General features: G+C 58.0%; 11 protein-coding genes. 9 read left to right on the plus strand and 2 right to left on the minus strand.

Annotated features, from left to right (window positions below; translation table 11 throughout):
• Positions 1-101: 101 nt before the first annotated feature.
• Positions 102-365 (minus strand): DUF2790 domain-containing protein, encoded by a 264-nt coding sequence (locus ACYZTW_RS07815; RefSeq protein ID WP_038979415.1) that lies wholly within the window; start codon positions 363-365, stop codon positions 102-104.
• 413 nt (positions 366-778) lie between these two features.
• Here ACYZTW_RS07815 and acs point away from each other — a divergent pair, with 413 nt between their 5' ends.
• From acs to argR, 7 genes are all read left to right on the plus strand, one after another.
• A complete protein-coding gene (gene acs, locus ACYZTW_RS07820) occupies positions 779-2,734 on the plus strand; it encodes an acetate--CoA ligase (protein WP_462004407.1) in 1,956 nt (651 codons plus the stop codon).
• A gap of 687 nt (positions 2,735-3,421) precedes the next feature.
• Positions 3,422-4,195, plus strand: a complete 774-nt coding sequence (locus tag ACYZTW_RS07825) for an ABC transporter substrate-binding protein (RefSeq protein ID WP_462004408.1) — start codon at positions 3,422-3,424, stop codon at positions 4,193-4,195.
• A 91-nt stretch (positions 4,196-4,286) separates the two neighbouring features.
• A complete protein-coding gene (locus ACYZTW_RS07830; RefSeq protein WP_008154330.1) occupies positions 4,287-4,976 on the plus strand; it encodes an ABC transporter permease in 690 nt (229 codons plus the stop codon).
• Positions 4,973-5,671, plus strand: coding sequence for an ABC transporter permease (locus tag ACYZTW_RS07835; protein ID WP_462004409.1), 699 nt, complete (start codon positions 4,973-4,975; stop codon positions 5,669-5,671). Before ACYZTW_RS07830 ends, ACYZTW_RS07835 begins: the two co-directional genes overlap by 4 nt.
• Position 5,672: 1 nt before the next feature.
• Positions 5,673-6,797, plus strand: coding sequence for a M14 family metallopeptidase (locus ACYZTW_RS07840; RefSeq protein ID WP_462004410.1), 1,125 nt, complete (start codon positions 5,673-5,675; stop codon positions 6,795-6,797).
• 27 nt (positions 6,798-6,824) lie between these two features.
• Positions 6,825-7,589 (plus strand): ABC transporter ATP-binding protein, encoded by a 765-nt coding sequence (locus tag ACYZTW_RS07845; protein WP_008154324.1) that lies wholly within the window; start codon positions 6,825-6,827, stop codon positions 7,587-7,589.
• A gap of 294 nt (positions 7,590-7,883) precedes the next feature.
• On the plus strand, positions 7,884-8,864 hold the full coding sequence (gene argR / locus ACYZTW_RS07850; protein ID WP_008154322.1) for a transcriptional regulator ArgR: 981 nt from the start codon (positions 7,884-7,886) through the stop codon (positions 8,862-8,864).
• Positions 8,865-8,879: 15 nt separating this feature from the next.
• Here the strand turns inward: argR and ACYZTW_RS07855 are convergent, their stop codons facing one another.
• A complete protein-coding gene (locus tag ACYZTW_RS07855; RefSeq protein ID WP_462004411.1) occupies positions 8,880-13,724 on the minus strand; it encodes a dermonecrotic toxin domain-containing protein in 4,845 nt (1,614 codons plus the stop codon).
• A 286-nt stretch (positions 13,725-14,010) separates the two neighbouring features.
• Between ACYZTW_RS07855 and ACYZTW_RS07860 the strand changes: the two genes are divergently transcribed.
• Positions 14,011-15,231 carry an aspartate aminotransferase family protein gene (locus tag ACYZTW_RS07860; protein WP_462004412.1) on the plus strand — a complete coding sequence of 407 codons (1,221 nt, stop codon included), beginning with the start codon at positions 14,011-14,013 and terminating at the stop codon, positions 15,229-15,231.
• Between the two features lie 228 nt (positions 15,232-15,459).
• Positions 15,460-16,479: an arginine/ornithine succinyltransferase subunit alpha gene (gene aruF, locus ACYZTW_RS07865; RefSeq protein ID WP_008154316.1), complete on the plus strand. Its 1,020-nt coding sequence runs from the start codon at positions 15,460-15,462 to the stop codon at positions 16,477-16,479.
• The last annotated feature ends 65 nt before the right edge of the window (positions 16,480-16,544 follow it).

A 16,544-nucleotide genomic window follows, 5' to 3' on the forward strand; every position in this document is an offset into this window, starting at 1 on the left:
CGCTTAAAATAATCGTATAAATCGATATATAAGGTTCGGCGCTTCATCTGCCTTCAATAGCGGGCGGGTGGGTCGAACCTTGGGAGAGTGAGAGTGGGTGATTAGCCGTTAGAGCAGCCGTTACCCATGACGCTGTAACGAAGAATGTGGCGTTGGCCTTTGGAGTCGTCGTATTCCATTTTTGCCGGAACAACTTCGCAGACGTTCGGGATTTCGCTCATGGAGATAACTTTGGCGATGTCCAGGTGAGTGGAGTAAGTGTATTCCTCAATGGCGGGTTGCTGCTGTGCGACATCAGTCGGGACCTCGTCTGCCATGGCGGTTGCGCACAGGCTGCTGAGGGCCAGAACTAATAAAGCTTTCATTTCAGATTTACCTTTTAGAGGTCGAGTGGGGTCACGCAACCTTTTTGGGGTTGCGTGTATAACTTAAGTACTGGTTTTGGATTAACTGCCTTCGTGGGGGCTGCAACTTGGTTAATCACGTTGCCTGGTTGGCGAGGCTGATTTTAGGCGTGGGGTTTACATTCATATAGGCGTGCTTTTGATAAACACTATTGGCAGATCCTGTAACAATCCCCGAAAAGCGACCTTTGGCTTGCTGATGAAGCCAATGTCATAAATGCCCAAAGCCCCTGAAATCACCGCTCTTGAGCGCGTTGGCGAGGTATAGCCACATTTTGTAGGGGCTTGTTACTACCATCGTCGAATGGTTCTATAGGCCCGGCCCGGCTACAACTGGGTCATACAAAAACAACTATTCCACCGAGGTAACAAAGATGAGTGCGGCTTCTCTGTATCCCGTTCGTCCCGAGGTTGCGGCCAACACGCTGACTGATGAGGCGACCTACAAGGCCATGTACCAGCAGTCCGTCGTTAACCCGGACGGCTTCTGGCGCGAGCAAGCCAAGCGCCTCGACTGGATCAAGCCTTTCACCACGGTGAAACAGACTTCTTTCGACGATCACCATGTCGACATCAAATGGTTCGCCGACGGCACCCTGAACGTTTCCTACAACTGCCTCGACCGTCATCTGGCCGAGCGCGGCGATCAAATCGCGATCATTTGGGAAGGGGATGACCCTGCCGAAAGCCGCAACATCACCTACCGCGAGCTGCACGAACAAGTCTGCAAGTTCGCCAACGCCCTGCGCGGCCAGGATGTGCACCGCGGCGACGTGGTGACTATCTATATGCCGATGATCCCCGAAGCCGTGGTCGCCATGCTGGCGTGCACCAGGATCGGCGCGATTCACTCGGTGGTGTTCGGTGGTTTCTCGCCGGAAGCCCTGGCTGGCCGGATCATCGACTGCAAATCCAAAGTGGTGATCACGGCCGACGAAGGTATTCGTGCCGGCAAGAAGATCCCGCTCAAGACCAACGTCGACGACGCGCTGACCAACCCGGAAACCAGCAGCATTCAGAAAGTCATCGTGTGCAAACGCACCGGTGGCAACATCAAGTGGAACCAGCATCGCGACATCTGGTACGAAGACCTGATGAAGGTGGCAGGCAGTGTCTGCGCGCCGAAAGAGATGGGCGCTGAGGAAGCGCTGTTCATCCTTTATACCTCCGGCTCGACCGGTAAGCCGAAGGGCGTGCAGCACACCACCGCCGGTTATCTGTTGTACGCGGCGATGACCCACGAGCGCGTGTTCGACTACCGTCTGGGCGAAGTTTACTGGTGCACCGCCGACGTCGGTTGGGTCACTGGCCACACCTATATTGTCTATGGCCCCCTGGCCAATGGCGCGACCACCTTGCTGTTCGAAGGCGTGCCGAACTACCCGGACATCACCCGGGTGGCGAAAATCGTCGACAAGCATAAGGTCAATATTCTCTACACCGCGCCGACCGCCATCCGCGCGATGATGGCGTCCGGCAAAGCTGCCGTTGAAGGTGCCGATGGCAGCAGCCTGCGTCTGTTGGGTTCGGTCGGTGAGCCGATCAACCCGGAAGCGTGGGATTGGTACTACAAGAACGTCGGACAGTCCCGTTGCCCGATCGTCGACACCTGGTGGCAGACCGAAACCGGCGGCAACATGATGAGCCCGCTGCCGGGCGCTCATGGCCTCAAGCCGGGTTCGGCGGCACGTCCGTTCTTCGGTGTGGTGCCGGCACTGGTGGACAACCTGGGCAACATCATCGAAGGCGTTGCCGAGGGCAACCTGGTGATTCTCGATTCGTGGCCAGGCCAGGCGCGCACGCTGTATGGCGACCATGACCGCTTCGTTGATACCTACTTCAAGACGTTCCGCGGCATGTACTTCACCGGTGACGGTGCGCGTCGTGACGAAGACGGTTACTACTGGATTACCGGTCGCGTGGATGACGTGCTCAACGTGTCCGGCCACCGCATGGGGACCGCCGAGATTGAAAGCGCGATGGTCGCTCACCCGAAAGTCGCCGAAGCGGCCGTGGTCGGTGTGCCGCACGACATCAAAGGGCAGGGCATCTATGTCTATGTCACGTTGATCGGTGGTGAAGAGCCGAGCGAGCAGCTGCGACTTGAGCTGAAAAACTGGGTCCGTAAAGAGATCGGTCCGATTGCCTCGCCGGATGTCATCCAGTGGGCGCCGGGCCTGCCGAAAACCCGTTCGGGCAAAATCATGCGCCGCATCCTGCGCAAGATTGCTACGGCCGAATACGATGGGTTGGGGGATATCTCTACCTTGGCGGATCCGGGTGTGGTGCAGCATTTGATTGATGAACACAAGATCATGAACGTCGCTTAACCCGCTGTTCCTGAGTCATCGAAGCCCCGCCCGGCATTGCGCCGAGCGGGGCTTTTTACTGCCTGATGTTTTTGTGTCGGCAGTCCGGGCCTCTTCGCGAGCAGGCTCGCTCCCACATTTGGAATGCGTTTCCCTGTGGGAGCGAGCCGGCTCCGGGCGGCGTTCCGACGAAGGCGATCTGACAGGCAACACATAAACGACGGCCAATAATTATCGGCTTCAGTTGTAGGTGCTTTCCCACTGTTACCCGCCTTCGTTCAAGTAACTGAATGTGTAACCGCTCGCTCCGATACGGGGCATTGGGAAACGCAAAGCCCCATCATCAGGCCACCTCAGTCCCTGCAAAAAATAAGACACAACGCTGCGCTTGCCGGATTAGAAGGGTTTGCCAATAATGGGCCCGCAATTTGCAATATAGATCGGTTCACTGTCTTTTGCTCTTGCATGAATTTGCAAGGCTGTCAACGCGCCCCAGCGGCTTTCTCGGTGCTTCTGTAATTAGTTGTCGCATTGAAGAAATATCGGCTTCGGGCCTGTCGTTAGAATGCCGATCACTCGCTCGTTGTTGCTCGCGTTGAAAAAAACGCGCGATTCCTACGACGCAGCACCGCTTTGCGGTTCCACTCATTCGCATATTGGGCTGTCGCTCACTCTGCCGTTTTAGCCCTTTACCGATGGAGTCCCAAGATGAAGAAACTCGTGCTGCTTGGCGCCCTGGCACTGTCCGTGCTGTCCCTGCCGACTTTCGCCGATGAAAAGCCTCTGAAAATTGGTATCGAAGCGGCTTACCCTCCGTTCGCTTCCAAAGCGCCGGACGGCAGCATCGTGGGTTTCGACTACGACATCGGCAACGCTCTGTGCGAAGAGATGAAGGTCAAGTGCGTATGGGTCGAGCAAGAGTTCGACGGTCTGATCCCTGCACTCAAAGTGCGCAAGATCGACGCGATCCTGTCGTCCATGTCGATCACTGAAGACCGCAAGAAGTCCGTGGACTTCACCAACAAGTACTACAACACCCCGGCTCGCCTGGTCATGAAGGCCGGCACTCCAGTCAGCGACAGCCTGGCTGAGCTCAAGGGCAAAAACATCGGCGTGCAACGCGGTTCGATCCACGAGCGTTTCGCTCGCGAAGTCCTGGCTCCACTGGGTGCCGAGATCAAGCCTTACGGTTCGCAGAACGAAATTTACCTCGACGTCGCCGCCGGCCGCCTCGACGGTACCGTGGCAGACGCTACGCTGCTGGATGACGGTTTCCTGAAAACCGACGCCGGCAAAGGGTTTGCCTTCGTCGGCCCGGCCTTCACCGACGTCAAATACTTCGGCGACGGCGTGGGTATCGCAGTTCGCAAAGGTGACGCGCTGAAAGACAAGATCAACACCGCGATCGCTGCCATTCGTGAGAACGGCAAGTACAAGCAAATCCAGGACAAATACTTCGCCTTCGATATCTACGGCAAGTAACACGCCCCGGCGACAAGTCCGAAATGGCGCAAGCAACAGGATCTCTGAGGTTTGCGCCATTTTTTCATCCCCCTTTTCGAGGACCTGAATCATGTTGAAAGGCTACGGGGCTGTCATCCTCGATGGCGCATGGCTGACGCTTCAGCTCGCCTTGTCGTCCATGGTCTTGGCCATTGTTCTGGGTCTGATCGGCGTTGCGCTGCGTCTTTCCCCGATTCGCTGGCTGGCCTGGCTGGGCGACCTGTATTCCACGGTGATCCGCGGGATTCCCGACCTGGTGCTGATCCTGCTGATTTTCTACGGTGGTCAGGACCTGCTCAACCGCGTCGCGCCGATGCTCGGTTTTGACGATTACATCGACCTGAATCCATTGGCCGCCGGTATCGGCACCCTGGGCTTCATCTTCGGTGCGTACCTGTCGGAAACCTTCCGTGGCGCCTTCATGGCAATCCCGAAGGGTCAGGCAGAAGCTGGCATGGCGTACGGCATGAGCAGTTTTCAGGTGTTCTTCCGGGTGTTGGTGCCGCAGATGATTCGCCTGGCGATTCCGGGTTTCACCAACAACTGGCTGGTATTGACCAAGGCCACCGCGCTGATTTCGGTGGTGGGTCTGCAAGACATGATGTTCAAGGCCAAGCAGGCGGCAGATGCTACCCGCGAGCCTTTCACCTTCTTCCTCGCAGTGGCGGCGATGTACCTGGTGATCACCAGCGTCTCGTTGTTGGCATTGCGTCACCTTGAGAAGCGCTACTCGGTAGGCGTAAGGGCGGCTGATCTATGATCTTCGACTACAACGTCATTTGGGAGGCCTTGCCGCTGTACTTCGGCGGCCTGGTGACCACCCTGAAATTGCTCGCGCTGTCGCTGTTCTTCGGCCTGCTGTGCGCGTTGCCGCTGGGCTTGATGCGCGTCTCGAAAAACGCGGCCGTCAACATGAGCGCCTGGCTCTACACCTACGTGATCCGCGGCACGCCGATGCTGGTGCAGCTGTTCTTGATCTACTACGGTCTGGCGCAGTTCGAAGCCGTGCGTGAGAGCTTCCTCTGGCCGTGGCTGTCCAGTGCCACGTTCTGTGCGTGCCTGGCCTTCGCGATCAACACCAGCGCCTACACCGCTGAAATCATCGCCGGCAGCCTGCGGGCCACGCCCAATGGTGAGATCGAAGCCGCCAAGGCGATGGGCATGTCGCGCTACAAATTGTACAAGCGCATCCTGCTGCCGTCGGCCCTGCGCCGGGCGCTGCCGCAGTACAGCAACGAAGTGATCATGATGCTGCAGACCACCAGTCTGGCGTCCATCGTGACCCTGATCGACATCACCGGTGCCGCGCGCACGGTCAACGCACAGTTCTACCTGCCGTTCGAAGCCTACATCACCGCCGGCGTGTTCTACCTGTGCCTGACCTTCATTCTGGTGCGGATGTTCAAACAGGCCGAGCGCCGCTGGCTGGGCTATCTGGCCCCGCGGAAGCACTGATATGGAACGCATCGATCATTCATTGCCGTGGAGCCACTTGGGCTGCGAACGCCAGATTTCGGTGTTCTGTTTCGGTAATAGGGAGCGCAGTGGCGGGCGCAAGGCCTACATCCAGGCCAGCCTGCACGCCGATGAACTGCCGGGGATGCGCACGGCCTGGGAGCTGAAAAAGCGCCTGACCGAACTCGAAGCCCAAGGCTTGCTCAACGGTGTGATCGAACTGGTGCCGGTGGCCAATCCACTGGGCCTCGGTCAACTGCTTCAAGGCAATCATCAAGGGCGTTTTGAGGCGGGCAGCGGCAAGAACTTCAACCGGGATTTCGTCGAGCTGAGCGCGCCAGTGGCCGCTGAGCTGGAAGGGCACCTGGGTGATGATCCGCACGCCAATATTCAGCTGATCCGTCAGACCATGAGCGATGTGCTCGCCGCATTGCCGCCCGCCGCCAGTCAGTTGCAAGGCATGCAGCGCATCTTGCTCAGTCATGCCTGCACCGCCGACGTGGTGCTGGATCTGCATTGCGATGCCGAAGCGGCGCTGCACATGTACGCCTTGCCGCAACACTGGCCGCAATGGCGTTCGTTGGCCGCGCACCTGAACGTGAAGGTGGGTCTGCTGGCGGAAGATTCCGGTGGCAGCTCCTTCGACGAAGCGTGCTCGCTGCCATGGTTGCGTCTGTCGCGTCTGTTTCCTGATGCGCAGATTCCCCTGGCCTGCCTGGCGACTACCATTGAATTAGGTGGTCAGGCCGATACCGGTCGCGCTGAAGCCTGCGCTTACGCCGAAGGCATTCTGGCGTTCCTCGCCGAGCAAGGTTTGATCAGCGGCGAATGGCCAAAACCTGCGCAAGACGCTTGCGAAGGCATGCCGTTCGAAGGCACTGAATTGCTGTTCGCGCCACACCCTGGCGTGATCAGTTTCTTGCGTAAACCCGGTGAATGGATTGAAGCCGGCGATGAGATTTTCGAAGTGATCGATCCGTTATCGGATCGGGTCAGCACGGTGTGTGCTGGTACGTCCGGGGTGCTGTTTGCCATTGAACGGCTGCGTTATGCCCAACCCGGTTTCTGGCTGGCCAAGGTGGCGGGGCGCGAAGCGCTGCGTCACGGGCGCTTGCTCAACGACTGACTGACTGTTTTTGTGAGAACCGACCGCATGTACAAACTTGAAGTCCAAGACCTGCATAAACGCTATGGCAGTCACGAAGTGCTCAAGGGCGTGTCCCTGAAAGCGGCGGCTGGTGATGTGATCAGCATCATCGGCTCCAGTGGCTCCGGCAAAAGTACTTTCCTGCGCTGCATCAACCTGCTGGAGCAGCCGCACGCGGGCAAGATTCTGCTCAACAACGAAGAGCTGAAACTGGTCGCCAACAAGGACGGCGCGCTGAAGGCGGCCGACCCGAAACAGCTGCAACGCATGCGTTCGCGCCTGTCGATGGTGTTCCAGCATTTCAACCTGTGGTCGCACATGACCGCGCTGGAAAACATCATGGAAGCGCCGGTCCATGTGCTCGGCATGTCCAAGGCTGAAGCCCGTGAAAAAGCCGAGCACTACCTGAACAAGGTCGGTGTGGCCCATCGTAAAGATGCTTACCCGGGTCACATGTCCGGCGGTGAGCAGCAGCGCGTAGCGATTGCCCGTGCGTTGGCGATGGAACCTGAGGTAATGCTGTTCGACGAACCGACATCGGCGCTCGACCCGGAACTGGTTGGCGACGTGCTGAAAGTCATGCAGGCCCTGGCGCTGGAAGGCCGGACCATGGTGGTGGTGACGCACGAAATGGGCTTCGCCCGTGAAGTGTCGAACCAGCTGGTGTTCCTGCACAAAGGTGTCGTCGAAGAAAGCGGCAACCCGCGTGAGGTGCTGGTCAATCCACAGTCCGAACGTCTGCAACAATTCCTCTCGGGCAGCCTGAAGTAATCAGGGCTGCCGTTGTGCACCGGGATAGTGCATGCTTCGCAATTTAGAGGCTGGCTCCGATCCCCTGTGGGAGCTGGCTTGTCGGCCCCTTGGTAGGAGCTGCCGAAGGCTGCGATCTTTTGATCTTGATTTTGCAAATCAAAAGATCGCAGCCTCGTTTCACTCGACAGCTCCTACAGGGGGGCGGCAAGCCAGCTCCCACATTTGATCTCTGTTGGTTTTCAGATATGCGTTCATTTCCGGGCTAGCATTGGCCCATGCCTTCATCACTGTTTTCGTTTCGGATTGCCCGCCATGACTGCCCATCGAATTGGTTTCCTGATTTGGCCCAGCACTAAAGCACTGACGCTTGCGCTGGCTGAGGAGGCCTTGCGTGTTGCCCAGCGTGTGCATCCGGACGTTGTTTACGAACTGTCGTTTTTGCAGGCCGAACCGCCGACCGAAGGCGCCTGGCAATTGCCGGGTGAACCGTGGGCCGGCAAGCTCGAAAACTTTCAGAAACTGTTCCTGCTCGCCGATGAGCCGCCGACCACCCTCGCGCCCGCGCTCAGCAGCGCGCTGAAACAACTGGTGCGTGCAGGCTGCGTTATCGGCGGTTTGTCGGCCGGTGTTTACCCGTTGGCGCAATTGGGTTTACTCGACGGTTATCGCGCTGCCGTGCATTGGCGCTGGCAGGACGACTTCACCGAACGTTTCCCGAAAGTCATCGCCACCAGTCATCTGTTCGACTGGGATCGCGATCGTCTGACCGCGTGCGGCGGCATGTCGGTACTCGATTTGCTGCTGGCCGTGCTGGCTCGTGATCACGGCGCAGAACTGGCCGGTGCGGTGTCGGAAGAATTGGTGGTGGAGCGCATCCGCGAAGGCGGCGAGCGCCAACGCATTCCGCTGCAAAACCGTCTCGGTTCCAGTCATCCAAAGCTCACGCAAGCCGTGTTGCTGATGGAGGCCAACATCGAAGAGCCGCTGACCACTGACGAAATCGCCCAGCATGTGTGCGTGTCCCGTCGGCAGCTGGAGCGGATCTTCAAGCAATACCTCAACCGCGTGCCGAGCCAGTACTACCTGGAACTGCGCCTGAACAAGGCCCGGCAGATGTTGATGCAAACCAGCAAGTCGATCATCCAGATCGGCCTGTCGTGTGGCTTCTCCTCGGGGCCGCACTTCTCTAGCGCTTACCGCAACTTTTTCGGTGCCACGCCGCGGGAAGATCGCAACCAGCGGCGCAGCAGCAGCCCGTTTGAGTTGTCGTCGGTGCCATCCGAGCGCGGGTGACAAGTGGCCTCCTGCTTACTCGTCGATCTCGGATCCGTCAGAGGACGACACTTCCATTTCGCCGCGATTGATAACCTCCTCCACGCCGAAATCCACACCCGTGCGCTCGAAGTAGGCGATCAGTCGTAGCAGGCTCTCCTCGGAAAGCGGATTACCCCTGAAACTGATGCTTTCGGCGACCTCCACAGGCAGCTCTTGCACGTCGATGGGGATTTCGCTGATCGCATTGGCGCTCAGGTCGGCCCAATCCAGTTCGGTCAGTTGAAACATGCCGGGTGGTACTTCGGTGATGCCGGTGTCGTTGAGCAGGACCGTCGCCAGCTTCGGCATCTGGCGCAAATCAAGCGTTTGCCCCAAAGGATTGACCCCCAGATCGAGGTAGTCGAGGTTATCCATTCCCGCCAAGGCTGTTGCTGACTCAAGTGACAGGCTTATCCGGCAACGAGGGAGCGACAAGGACCTCAGCTCACCCATCTTGAACACAGCCTCGGGAATGCCATCCAGGTTGCAGTCGCGAAGAACAAGGTTTTTCAGCTTTGGAAAGGCCTCCAGAAAACCTCCTGTCCGCGTAACACCTTCGGCACCGTGTACCTCCAGCGAAGTCACGTGACTGAAGTCTGCACGGAGTGTTGGCAGTTCTCCGTTGATGATGGTCCTGATGACGAGTTCATGAGTGGGTTGAAGTGCCTCATTGAAGTCGTCCAGTTCAGTTTCGTGCTGCCAGCACCTCTGCAACATTTGCTTGAACTCGTCGCGACTGGCGTGCTCGAGAAGTTGTTGTTGCGCATCAAAGGGTTCACCGCTCAGGGGATGTAAGGCCGGCAGGTCGGTTGTCCAGGCAGTCAAATCATCTCTGAGCTGGTTCAGTTCTGCTTCGAGGCGCGTCAGCTCCGCTCGCCCATCCTCCAAAGTGCCAGGCAATTCGTACACAAATTCGCTCGCCTGCTCGACTTCCAGATTCGGGTACAGCGCCATGACTCGATTGATGTCCGTCTCGGGAGCATAAACACCCAAATCATAGGAGGTGTCGAAGTGATGGTGCTTGATCAGTTGTCGTGCCCTGTCGGAGAGGGGATTGTGCGTCAGGTGCATGCCGCGCTTGTCGTACACCGGACTGTCGAATACCTCCGGAGGCAATTCACTGATTTTGTTGCCCAGCAGTTTGGCGGTATCAAGCTTGGAGTGGGTCATTACGCTGGGGGGGATTTCGGTCAGGCCGGTATGGCTCAGGTCCAGGTGTACGAGTTCAGGCATCGACTCGATGCTGGGCTTTAGCGTGAGCGGATTCTTGTACAGATCCAGCATGACCAGTTTGTTGAGTGAAGACAGTTTCGACCAGCTGACTGCATCTAACCTGATACCACAATCGCTCAACACCAGCGCATCGAGGTTCGCCATTCGAGGAATGGTCTCGGGGAGAGTGGTCAGGGAAAAGCGTTTTAAATCGAGGCGGCGCAGGCCATTGAAGCGCTGCAGAAATTCAGGAACACCCTGCACAGCATGACTGCCTTCCAGGGACAGCAATGACACATGGGGGAAATCGACCGTCAGCGTCGGTAGATCGCCAAGGATCGGCTCGGCAAATCTGAGTGCATAACGCGGCGTGTCGTCCGGGGCATCGAAGTCCCGCTCTGATTGTCGGCGCCAGCTGCGCTGGATTTCCTGGGCCAGCAGCCTGCGATTGTGTCGAGCGGCCTGTCGTTCCAATTCGTTCAGGGGGGCTCTGGTTTGCGGGTGAACAGTGGGCGAGTCGTTTATCCAGGTGTTCAGTTCCTGATGCAGTCGCGAGAGCTCGCTGGACAGACGTGAGAGCTCCATGCGAGCGCCATCGGGATGCGTTTGTAACTGGAGAACAACAGACTGGAGTTCCTCCTCGGAAAGGCTGGGGTAAACCTCGCGAACCCGGTCGTTGAGGGTCGGCGTCGGGGAGTGTCTGCGCTTGTAACCCTCTGAGCCGCCGGGCAAGCGCATGGTCGTCGGATCGTAGAACGGTTTTCGATGGGGATTTTTTGCGAACACTGAGCGTAACTTCGGTTGGTCCAGTGCGTGTTCTGCGATGCGTTGTTTAAATACCTGCCCCTTTTCGACAGAAATGCCCAATGCATCGCGGTTAGTTTGCGGCAAAGCTTGCAGAACGGCGTCATAAAAGTCGCCGGTGGGGGGCAGTGGCCCGCTGTCGTCGTAGACCTGGTAAGAGAAGTCTTCAGCGCGAACCAGGGTTCTGCGAATCGACGCGTCGATCGGGCCGATGCTGTCGCGCACAGAGCCTTCTTGGGAATAATCCCTCACCTCGATGCGTAGATTGGCGGGCCATCCCGGCAGGGCGTCGAGGCTGTGCAAGACCAGTTGATGGGTGTCCGTGGTTTCCAGTGATGGTCGATAAAGTCCTTCATGCGCTCGGGAGGCGCGCACAGCTTCCATGGCTTTGAGGGCCACGTCCTTGAGACGCTGGGGCACACGGCCGCCATGCAATTGCCGAAGTTCGGTGCCTGTTGTATTGCTTGTCAGTTCTTGTGCGACATCGGTCGGTAATCCCTGCACCTCGTCGATCAGCCTTTGCACTGACGGATCGTTGGTTTTTTCAAGTTCGCGGTAACAGGATTCGAACAGCGATTTGCGATAGTTCACAGCGGTATCCGCTGTCTGTTTTCTGAGTGTTTGCGTTTGGGTTTTCAGCTCGGGGACGGGAGTCTCGATGGGCCATGAGCCGTATCGGGTCAGCAGTTCAAGTTGCATGGCCGGATCGGCCTGCAGATATTGATCAGGGTTGTCGCTGCCGATCTGCTCGATAAAGGTCTGGATGTCCCGATCGATTTTGAAGCGCTTGATCGTGTCCGTCAGCAATGACGGTGGGGGCAGGTTGTCGACGTGCATTTCGCGCAACACGTTGTCGTGGTAGCCGCTGATTTGCAGGACCTGCTCGCGTTCGGCGCTGGAGAGTGATTCGACGCTATGGCCGATTCGGCGCATGACGGTTTCCCGGTCCCAGGTCATCGGTTGTTCAAGAGCGGTCTGCCAGGCGCCGTGATCGTTGTGCAGCAGAGAGGGCCGATAAGCATCAACTCGATCGGGATGCTGAATCTGGTATTGACCCGTTTCGTTATTCCGTTCCACGGCATAGAGATTGTCTTCAATCGGTAACAGGGTTTTGCCCTGGTGCTGATACAGGCCGAGGTGATCGGGTTTGGCCGCTGCCGGTAACTCTGCGGAGTGTTCGTAGGGAGTCAGGTCCGGTTTCCAGTAACGGGTGTTGCCATTTGCCACTGTGACAGGGGTGAGCTTTTCGAAAAACGCCAGTGTGTCGCTGGACAGCAGAGGCTTGAGCTCCCCGACAACGATGGTGCCACCCACCGCCAATGTCCCTAGTTGAACAACCGATTCGACAACGCCCATGAGGTGCCCGAATGCTTCTGTTTTCAGATCTTCGGCCCAGTCCACGATGCCTTCGAAGGTTTCGTCGAGTAGCTGGTAGGCCATGTAGGCCAGCGTCAGTTCACCCAGGAAGGGCACGAATGGCAGGGCTACAAACGCCGCAGCTTCAAGGATGCTCGAGGCCACTTTGCTGAAGGCGTCCCAGAGTGCCCATCGTGCGTTCCGGTCGGCCCGTGCCGTGGAGACCGCTACAGTGTTCGCGTCATTGAGGATCTTGTTCAGTTGTCGCTGATACTGGTGGCTCCACAGATCCGTTTTGATCCGTGTCAGCGAGAATTGCAGGTTGGGCTTGTCGATCGGTGTTTCGCGCCAGCTGGGCAGCGGGTCGCCCGTTCGGTGCTGATGCCAGGTCACGGTACTCAAGCGGCGATTGAGATCGGCAAAAAAATAGCCTCTTTCTTGATGATCGACGAATCGACTGAAGAACTTCTGATAAGCGGGCGAGCGCAGCTTGCGGGTCAGCTCGGTCATGAACGCCAGAGTGTCGGGGTATTGCTTGAGTGGATGCTCCGGGTCATCAGGAATGTAAGCAATGATCCGTGTTGCCTTGCGCGTGCGCTCAAGGTTGGGGGCGAAAATGACAATGCCTGTCAGTGCAGAAGACATCATTGTCAGGTCGTGGCAGTGCAGCAGTTCGCCGTCCAGCTTTGTGCCCGGGCGTTTTTCCAGGAGGCCTCGGATCGAGTGATGGGCGTCGCCCTGTAGATCGCCTCGGACGTGACCCAGTTGCAGGGCAGACATGAGGGCGGCTTTATGCGCGTTTTTGACCTTTGACTTCAAAACTGCTCCCGCCACGGGGTTGGTCAGCCCCAGATTGTCTTTGAGGTAAGCGCTGTATTGGCCACCAATGTCCAGTTCCCGACACAGTCGGGCGAACCCTGGGACAGTGATTTTTTGCTTTACCTTCGGCAGCGTATCGAACTGCCCCGTGGGCGAAGGCTCGGTGATAAAGGTCGAGGCGGACTCATAGGCGTGCGCTTGTGTCTCCGATTCGTGAAAGTTGTGCAGGGCCGCATCGAGCAACGACACCGTCCAGGTTCGAGCGGCACCGGACTTGATCGAAAGCCAGGGGATAGTCTGAGGAATATAGAGGCGCAAGAAGGTGGTCTTGACGTCCAGCTCCAGGCCGAACCGCTTTTTCAAGGCGGCGCTCAGAAGTGGTTCGGCAAAGTCCCGGGCGTTTTGCAGATTTGCCAGCATCGATTCCAGGCGATTTCGATGAGTCCAGTATTCCTGGCTTGAGTTTTTCAGCATCTGGTCTTGCAGGCGGGTTGCTGTGACAAGCCCGTGCGGCGCTTGCAAGCGAGCATTCTTCAGGGCGCTGCGTGTATCGGACGACGCTTGTAATACCCAGGAGGCGAGGATGCTGCAAAGGTGTTGGTAGTGAGTGTCTGGATGAGCGGCAGGCTCGTATTCGTGTTGATTCATGCGCCAGTCCTTTAGCGTTTGGATGAGGCGCCAGCAAAACAGACGATGACCTGCTCCGTGCGGTACATATTTACCGCACCATTCGACAACCCTGCCTATAACCTGTGCCGGCAGTTTAAACTGCGCCTTTGCGACGCTATATGTCGCATTGCCGTAAACCCGGCTGAAACCGGGGTTTGCGCTATAAGAAGTTGTCGCTTGGCGGCAAGGCCGGGCTGAAAACTGTCCTTACAATCCCCCCATCGCTCGCCAGTTTCAGGCGAGTGTTCCTCATCAGGAGACTCCGATGTCCGTTGAGCACGCTGCGGTACAACGCGCCGATTTCGACCAGGTAATGGTTCCCAACTACGCGCCTGCCGCTTTCATCCCTGTGCGTGGCGCCGGTTCCCGCGTTTGGGACCAGTCTGGCCGCGAGCTGATCGACTTCGCCGGCGGGATCGCCGTTAACGTATTGGGCCATGCGCACCCGGCGCTGGTCAGTGCCTTGACCGAGCAGGCGAACAAGCTGTGGCACGTGTCCAACGTCTTCACCAATGAGCCGGCCCTGCGCCTGGCCCATAAGCTGATCGACGCTACGTTTGCCGAGCGCGCGTTCTTCTGCAACTCCGGCGCCGAAGCCAACGAGGCCGCCTTCAAGCTGGCCCGTCGTGTCGGTTTCGATCGTTTCGGCAGCGAGAAGTACGAAATCATTGCCGCGCTGAACAGCTTCCACGGTCGTACTCTGTTTACCGTGAACGTCGGTGGTCAGTCGAAGTATTCCGATGGCTTCGGTCCGAAGATCACCGGTATTACCCACGTGCCGTACAACGATCTGGCCGCGCTGAAAGCCGCCATTTCCGACAAGACTTGCGCTGTGGTTCTGGAACCGATCCAGGGCGAGAGCGGCGTGATCCCGGCCGAACTCGAATACCTGCAAGGCGCCCGTGAACTGTGCACCGCGCACAACGCGCTGCTGATTTTCGACGAAGTGCAAACCGGTATGGGCCGCAGCGGCAAGCTGTTCGCCTACCAGCATTACGGCGTGATCCCGGACATCCTGACCAGCGCCAAGAGCCTGGGCGGTGGTTTCCCGATCGCCGCGATGCTGACCACCGAAGACCTGGCCAAACACTTGGTCGTCGGCACTCACGGCACCACGTATGGCGGCAACCCGCTGGCGTGCGCTGTCGCTGAAGCCGTGATCGACGTCGTCAATACCCCTGAAGTACTGGCCGGCGTCAACGCCAAGCACGACAAGTTCAAGGCCCGCCTGGAACAGATCGGCAAGAAGTACGGCCTGTTCACCCAGGTCCGTGGTATGGGCCTGTTGATCGGTTGCGTGCTGAACGATGCCTGGAAAGGCAAGGCCAAGGACATCTTCAACGCCGCTGAAAAAGAAGGCCTGATGATTCTGCAAGCCGGCCCCGACGTGGTTCGTTTCGCGCCAAGCCTGGTGGTTGAAGACGCGGATATCGATCAGGGCCTGGATCGCTTCGAACGCGCCGTGGCGAAGTTGACGCAAGCCTGATAGACCCTTCGGCGCCTGATATTTCAGGTGTCGATCCAAATTTTTGTTTCGGGCTGGATCAAAAGTGTGGGAGCTAGCCTGCTAGCGATGAGGGCCTGATAGCCAACATCATTGTTGCCTGACAGGACGATATCGCTAGCAGGCTAGCTCCCACAGTTGACTCTGAGTTGTTTCAGGGATGGCCCGGGATTTTTTCTTCTGTAAGTTCTGAGATTAAGGAGTGACACCATGCTGGTGATGCGCCCCGCGCAAATGGCTGATCTGGGCGAGGTACAGCGTCTGGCTGCGGACAGCCCGATTGGTGTCACTTCCTTGCCGGATGACGTTGAACGCTTGAGCGACAAGATCGCAGCAAGCGAAGCCTCGTTCGCCGCCGAAGTCAGCTTCAACGGTGAAGAGAGCTATTTCTTCGTCCTCGAAGACACCGCCACCGGCAAACTGGTGGGGTGCTCGGCCATCGTTGCGTCGGCCGGTTATTCCGAGCCGTTCTACAGCTTCCGTAATGAAACCTTTGTGCACGCCTCCCGCGAGCTGAAGATTCATAACAAGATCCACGTGCTCTCCCAGTGCCACGACCTGACCGGCAACAGCTTGCTGACCAGTTTCTACGTGCTGCCGGAGCTGGTGGGTTCGGCCTGGTCGGAACTCAACTCCCGTGGCCGCTTGCTGTTCGTGGCCAGCCATCCGGAGCGTTTTGCCGATTCGGTGGTGACCGAGATCGTCGGTTATAGCGATGAAAATGGTGATTCGCCGTTCTGGGATGCCATCGGTCGTAATTTCTTCGACCTCAACTACGCCGCTGCCGAGCGTCTGTGCGGTCTGAAGAGCCGGACGTTCCTGGCCGAGCTGATGCCGCATTACCCGATCTATGTGCCGCTGCTGCCGGACTCCGCTCAAGAGGCGATGGGCCAGGTGCACCCACGGGCGCAGATCACCTTCGACATCCTGATGCGCGAAGGCTTCGAGACCGATCACTACATCGACATTTTCGATGGCGGCCCGACCCTGCACGCCCGTGTCTCGGGGATCCGTTCGATCGCCCAGAGCCGAGTAGTCCCGGTGAAAATCGGCGAGCCGGTCAAAGGCGCCGGTCGTCAGTACCTGGTGGCCAACGCCCAGTTGCAGGATTACCGCGCCGTGTTGCTTGAGCTCGATTATGCGCCGGGCAAACCCGTGACCCTGGATCTTGAAGCGGCCGAAGCGCTGGGTGTTGGTGAAGGTGCCAGCGTGCGCCTGGTGGCGGTTTAGCGCCTGCTGCTAAGCCTGGAAAGAATGCTTGGAAAGAATGCCTGAAAAGCAGCGAGTTTCACGGG

The organism is Pseudomonas sp. LB3P25, assembly GCF_054897985.1.

Excerpts from the sequence above, each read along its gene's own strand:
- ACYZTW_RS07815 (WP_038979415.1), bottom strand. The coding sequence starts at position 365 with ATGAAAGCTTTATTAGTTCTGGCCCTCAGCAGCCTGTGCGCAACCGCC.
- acs (WP_462004407.1), top strand. The coding sequence starts at position 779 with ATGAGTGCGGCTTCTCTGTATCCCGTTCGTCCCGAGGTTGCGGCCAAC.
- ACYZTW_RS07825 (WP_462004408.1), top strand. The coding sequence starts at position 3,422 with ATGAAGAAACTCGTGCTGCTTGGCGCCCTGGCACTGTCCGTGCTGTCC.
- ACYZTW_RS07830 (WP_008154330.1), top strand. The coding sequence starts at position 4,287 with ATGTTGAAAGGCTACGGGGCTGTCATCCTCGATGGCGCATGGCTGACG.
- ACYZTW_RS07835 (WP_462004409.1), top strand. The coding sequence starts at position 4,973 with ATGATCTTCGACTACAACGTCATTTGGGAGGCCTTGCCGCTGTACTTC.
- ACYZTW_RS07840 (WP_462004410.1), top strand. The coding sequence starts at position 5,673 with ATGGAACGCATCGATCATTCATTGCCGTGGAGCCACTTGGGCTGCGAA.
- ACYZTW_RS07845 (WP_008154324.1), top strand. The coding sequence starts at position 6,825 with ATGTACAAACTTGAAGTCCAAGACCTGCATAAACGCTATGGCAGTCAC.
- argR (WP_008154322.1), top strand. The coding sequence starts at position 7,884 with ATGACTGCCCATCGAATTGGTTTCCTGATTTGGCCCAGCACTAAAGCA.
- ACYZTW_RS07855 (WP_462004411.1), bottom strand. The coding sequence starts at position 13,724 with ATGAATCAACACGAATACGAGCCTGCCGCTCATCCAGACACTCACTAC.
- ACYZTW_RS07860 (WP_462004412.1), top strand. The coding sequence starts at position 14,011 with ATGTCCGTTGAGCACGCTGCGGTACAACGCGCCGATTTCGACCAGGTA.
- aruF (WP_008154316.1), top strand. The coding sequence starts at position 15,460 with ATGCTGGTGATGCGCCCCGCGCAAATGGCTGATCTGGGCGAGGTACAG.